At 74.3% G+C, this 5426-nt stretch carries 5 protein-coding genes and 1 tRNA gene; all 6 read right to left on the reverse strand.

Annotated features, from left to right (window positions below):
* Positions 1-28: 28 nt before the first annotated feature.
* Positions 29-105 (reverse strand) — tRNA-Pro (locus ACFUC1_RS20125).
* Between the two features lie 102 nt (positions 106-207).
* On the reverse strand, positions 208-1731 hold the full coding sequence (der, locus tag ACFUC1_RS20130) for a ribosome biogenesis GTPase Der (protein WP_379123012.1): 1524 nt from the start codon (positions 1729-1731) through the stop codon (positions 208-210).
* 130 nt (positions 1732-1861) lie between these two features.
* Positions 1862-2563: a lysophospholipid acyltransferase family protein gene (locus ACFUC1_RS20135; protein ID WP_379123014.1), complete on the reverse strand. Its 702-nt coding sequence runs from the start codon at positions 2561-2563 to the stop codon at positions 1862-1864.
* Positions 2560-3264 (reverse strand): (d)CMP kinase, encoded by a 705-nt coding sequence (gene cmk / locus ACFUC1_RS20140; RefSeq protein WP_379123016.1) that lies wholly within the window; start codon positions 3262-3264, stop codon positions 2560-2562. The genes ACFUC1_RS20135 and cmk overlap by 4 nt, the downstream gene beginning before the upstream one ends.
* A 21-nt stretch (positions 3265-3285) precedes the next feature.
* Positions 3286-4368 carry a prephenate dehydrogenase gene (locus tag ACFUC1_RS20145; protein ID WP_379123018.1) on the reverse strand — a complete coding sequence of 361 codons (1083 nt, stop codon included), beginning with the start codon at positions 4366-4368 and terminating at the stop codon, positions 3286-3288.
* Between the two features lie 161 nt (positions 4369-4529).
* The coding region (locus ACFUC1_RS20150) for a pseudouridine synthase (protein WP_379123020.1) at positions 4530-5426 on the reverse strand (897 nt) is incomplete at its 5' end.

Genomic DNA, 5426 nt, shown 5'->3' on the forward strand with positions numbered 1-5426 from the left:
GACCTGTGGTGACAGGTCAGGCCCCGGTTGGTCGGGCTGACAGGATTTGAACCTGCGACCCCTTGACCCCCAGTCAAGTGCGCTACCAAGCTGCGCCACAGCCCGTGGCATTCGCCCCTTGCGGAGCGAACGAAACCTTAGCGCACGGCATACCGCCGCTTGAAATCGGTATGCCGCACGCGAGCCCGACGTCGCGGGCCGCCCGTGCTAGCGGCGCTTGCGCTTCTCGCGCACCCGCACGGACACCTCGATCGGCGTGCCCTCGAAGCCGAACTCCTCGCGCAGCCGGCGCTCGATGAACCGGCGGTACCCGGCCTCGATGAACCCGGACGCGAACAGTACGAACCGCGGCGGCCGGGTCGAGGCCTGCGTCGCGAACAGGATGCGCGGCTGCTTGCCGCCGCGCACCGGGTGCGGGTGGGCGGCCACGACCTCGCCGAGGAAGGCGTTGAGCCGGCCCGTCGGGACGCGGGTGTCCCAGGAGTCCAGCGCCTTCTCGATCGCGGGGACGAGCCGCTCGACGGCGCGCCCGGTCTTGGCGGAGATGTTGACGCGGGGCGCCCACGGGATCTGCACGAGCTCGCGCTCGATCTCCCGCTCAAGGTAGTAGCGGCGCTCCTCGTCGAGCAGGTCCCACTTGTTGTAGGCGACGACGAGTGCACGACCTGCGTCGATGACCTGCTGCACGACCCGGATGTCCTGCTCGGCGATGCTCTGCTCGGCGTCGATGAGGACGACGGCGACCTCGGCCTTCTCCAGCGCGGTCTGGGTGCGCAGCGAGGCGTAGAAGTCCGCGCCGCGCGTCTGGTGCACCCGGCGGCGGATGCCGGCGGTGTCGACGAAGCGCCAAGTCTTGCCGCCGAGCTCGATCAGCTCGTCGACCGGGTCGCGCGTGGTGCCGGCGACGTTGTCGACGACGACGCGCTCGGAGCCCGCGAGCTTGTTGAGGAGGGAGGACTTGCCGACGTTCGGCCGGCCGATGAGGGCGACGCGGCGCGGGCCACCGCGCTCGTAGGCGCCACCCACCAGGGACACCGCCGGCAGGACCTCGAGGACGGCGTCGAGGGCGTCACCGCTCCCCCGGCCGTGCAGCGCGGACACCGGCCACGGCTGGCCGAGCCCCAGGTTCCACAGGGCGGCGGCGTCGGCTTCGGTGCGCTGGTCGTCGACCTTGTTCGCGACGAGGACGACGGGCTTGCCGGAGCGCCGCAGCAGCTTCACGACGGCCTCGTCGTCGTCCGTCGCACCGACGGTGGCGTCGACGACGAACATGACGACGTCGGCCAGCTCGACGGCGACCTCGGCCTGCTCGGCGACCCGCAGGTGGATGCCGGTGGCGTCGATCTCCCAGCCGCCGGTGTCGACGAGGGTGAACCGACGGCCCGCCCAGTCGGCGTCGTAGGCGACACGGTCGCGCGTCACGCCGGGGACGTCCTCCACGACGGCCTCGCGGCGGCCGAGGATGCGGTTGACGAGGGTGGACTTGCCGACGTTCGGGCGGCCGACGACGGCGACGACCGGGCGCGGACCCTGCTCACGGGCGTACCCGTCGTCGTCGAGCTCGCCGTCGACGAGGGCGCGGTCCTCGTCGCTCAGGTCGAACTCCTCCAGGCCGGCGCGCAGGGCGCGCTCGACGGTGGAGTCGTCGGTCAGGTGCTCGGTCACAGCGGGTCCTCGGGGAGTCGTGGTGGGGGCGCCGCGGCGCAGGTATGCCGTGGGGCCGTCGCCCATTGTCTCGCATGTCGGCGGGTGCCCCGTCCACCTCGACCGGGGCGGGTGTGGGACCGACCCCGGCCCGGCGTGCGACCCAGCCTGGGCCGGGCGCACGGACAGTCGCGGCACGGGCGCGGGGACGGGCCGGTCAGCCCTCGTCCCCGGGGAGGAACACCTGGTGCCGGGTCTGGGATTCCCGGACGTGCGTGGCGAGGGCGTCGCGGACCTGCTCGGTGGCGGCGACGAGCCGCTGGCGGCCGGTGAGGGCGGGGTCGGCCGAGAGCGTCACCGGGTGGCCGAACTCGACGACGACCCTGCTGCGCAGGCGGGGCAGCGAGTTCCTCGACGCACCGGCGACCCGGGTCCCGAGGAAGGCCACCGGTACGACCACCGCTCCCCCCTGCTGCGCCAGCCACGCGGCGCCCTGCTGGACGGCGGCGACGTCGCCGCGCCCGCGGGTCCCCTCGGGGAAGATGCCGACCGCGCCACCGGAGTGCAGGACCGCCACGGCCGCGCTGAGCGCCGCCCGGTCGCCGGAGCCACGGGTCACGGGGATGTGGCCGATGAACGTCAGGAAGCGCCCGAGCAGCCCGCGGAACATCTCCCGCTTCACGAGCACGCAGGTCGGACGCGGCGCCACACCCGGCAGCATCGGACCGTCGAGGAAGCCCACGTGGTTCCCGACGAACACGACCGGTCCCACGCGCGGCACCCGGTCACGGCCGATCACCGACAGGCGGTACATGGCGTGGAACAGCGGCCAGCCGATGACCATGTTGACCCGGACCCGCCAGGGCCCGGCCACCTGTACCGCCCCGGCCGCCGGGGCCGTGCGGGACGCCCCCGTCACCCCCGGACCTTGGCGGGGGCCTCGGCGCGGACGAGGTCGACCAGGGCATCGACACTCTGCTCGAAGTCCAGGTCGGAGGTGTCGAGGAGACGCACGCCGTCAGCCGCCTCCATGAAGTCGGAGACGGTCGAGTCGTCCCGGTCGCGGCGCACGATCTGGTCGCGGGTCGCCGCGACGGCTGCGGCGTCGTCACCGCCGTGCAGCTCCCTGGACCGGCGACGCAGGCGCGCCTCGACGCTGGCGGTGAGCAGCACCCGCACGTCGGCGTCGGGAGCCACCACCGTGGTGATGTCGCGACCCTCGGCCACCACTCCCCCGGTGCGCGTGGCGATCTCGTCCATCAGCTCGCGCTGCAGCTCCTGCAGGACGGGGCGCACCTGGGTGTTCGTGGCGACCTTCGAGACCACCTCGGACACGCGGGTCGTGCGGATGGCGTCCTCGATCTCGCGCCCACCGACCCGGACGCTGGCGTGCGCGGGGTCGGTGCCCATCACCAGCGGGATCTCGCGGGCCGCCTGCGCGACCGCGGCGCGGTCGTCGAGGTCCACGCCCTCCTCGAGGCACCACCACGTGACCGCGCGGTACATGGCGCCGGTGTCGAGGTACCCCACCCCCAGCCGGGTGGCCGCCGCGCGCGAGACGCTCGACTTGCCTGAGCCGGACGGCCCGTCGACGGCCACGACGAGGTGCTCACTGCTCATGGCGGTCGAGGATAGTGCCCGTCAGCCGTGCAGCCGCCAGCCGCGGGCGCGCAGCTCCTCGCCCAGGCGCTCGACCACGGCGGGCAGCACGGAGATCTCCGCGAGGCCGAACGGCTGCCCGAGCCCGTGCTCGAGGTGCAGGTCCTCGAGGTTGACGCCCGCGTCGCCGACGTCGTGCAGGAGCCGGGCGAGCTCGCCCGGCCGGTCCGGGACCAGCACGACCACGACGCCGTATGCCGTCGGCGCGGCACCGTGCTTGCCGGGGATGCGGGCGTGGCCGGCGTTGCCGTGGGCGACGACCCGGGCCAGCACCTCACGGGCGCCGACGGCGTCACCCCCTGTCAGCCGGTCCAGCGCGGTGACGACCTCGTCGAGCTCGTACCGGAGGTCCGCCAGGACGTGGCGGACCGCGGCCGCGTTGCCGGAGAGGATCTGGGTCCACAGCTGGGGGTCGCTGGCTGCGATCCGCGTGACGTCGCGGATGCCGGTGCCGGAGAGCGCGACGGCGGCCTCGCTGAGGTCGCGCAGCCGGCTCGCCACCAGCGAGGCCGCGACCTGAGGCACGTGCGAGACCGCCGCGACGGCATCGTCGTGCGCCTCGGGGTCCATGGTGGAGACGGTCCCGCCGGCGGCGCGGGCGAGCTCCTGCACCGTCTGCACGGCCTCGGCGGAGGACTCGGCGTGCGGCACCACGACCCAGGCCCGACCGTCGAACAGGTCTCCCCGGGCGGCCACGGCTCCGGACCGCTCACGCCCCGCCATCGGGTGCGAGCCGACGTACCGAGTGACGTCCCCGCCCCGGGCCCGCACGTCGTCGAGGACGGCGACCTTGACCGACGCGACGTCGGTCACCACCGCCCGGGGCCACGACGCGAGCTCCAGCGCGACCACGGCGCCCGCGACGTCCGGGGGTGCCGCGACGACGACGACCCCGGGCTCGGGGGTGCCGGTGCCGGCGACCTCCCCCGCACCGAGGTCGCGCGCCAGCGCCACGGCCGTCGGCGACGGGTCCGCCAGCGACACGGCATACCCGGCCCGGCTCAGGGCGATGCCCAGGCTGGTCCCGATGAGGCCGGTGCCGACGATCCGCACGGTGGGGTTCACGACGCGAAGGCTACCCACGCCGGGCCCGACCGGGCGCTCGCGCCCACGGGCCGAGGGTCGTCGCCCCGGTGCGCCGGTCCCGCCTCACTGGTCAGCGTGGCTGACCAGTGACGCAGCACGGCGGACCCGCGGCCGGCGCTCCCTCGCGGGGTGCCGGCCGGTCAGAGACCGGCAGCGGCGTAGAGCTTGCCGACCTCGTCGCTGTTGAGCTTGCGCATCTTGCCGGGCTTGGTGTCGCCGAGGTGGATCGGTCCGACCTGTGTGCGCACGAGCGAGAGCACCGGGTGCCCGACGGCGTCGAGCAGGCGGCGCACGATGTGCTTGCGGCCCTCGTGGAGCACCACCTCGACGAGCGCGCGCCCCGGCTGGGAGTCCACGACCCGGAACGAGTCGACGCTGGCGGGGCCGTCGTCGAGCTCGACGCCCTCGCGCAGGCGGCGACCGAGGTCCCGCGGGACCGGGCCGGCGATCTGGGCGAGGTAGGTCTTCAGCACGCCGTACTGCGGGTGCTGCAGCCGGTGGGCGAGGTCGCCGTCGTTGGTCAGGATGAGCAGCCCCTCGGTGTCGGCGTCGAGCCGGCCGACGTGGAACAGCCGCTGCTCGCGGTTGCCGACGTAGTCGCCGATGTTGATCCGGCCGAGCTCGTCGTTCATGGTCGTGACGACGCCCAGCGGCTTGTTGAAGGCGAAGTAGAGCCGGCTCTCGTCGAGCTGGACGCGCACGCCGTCGACGTGGACCACCTGGTCGGGACGGATCCGCACGCCGAGCTCGGTCACGACCTGCCCGTCGACCTCCACCCGCCCCTCTGCAATGAGGTTCTCGCACACGCGGCGGGAGCCGACGCCTGCCGAGGCGAGCAGCTTCTGCAGGCGGATGCCGTCTGGGTCGTGGACGTCGACGTCCGGTCGGGACGCCTCGCGCGGGACCCGCGTGGGCTGGCTGCGCTTGGTCGTGCCGGCGCTGCCGCGCTGGGGGCGGTCGGACCGCTTCGGGACCGGCCCTCCCCCGCTGCCTGCGCCCGCTCCGCGGGTGCGGCCCCCCGGAGCACCGGCCCGGCC

The organism is Pedococcus sp. NPDC057267, from assembly GCF_042668795.1.
Taxonomy (GTDB): Bacteria; Actinomycetota; Actinomycetes; order Actinomycetales; family Dermatophilaceae; genus Pedococcus.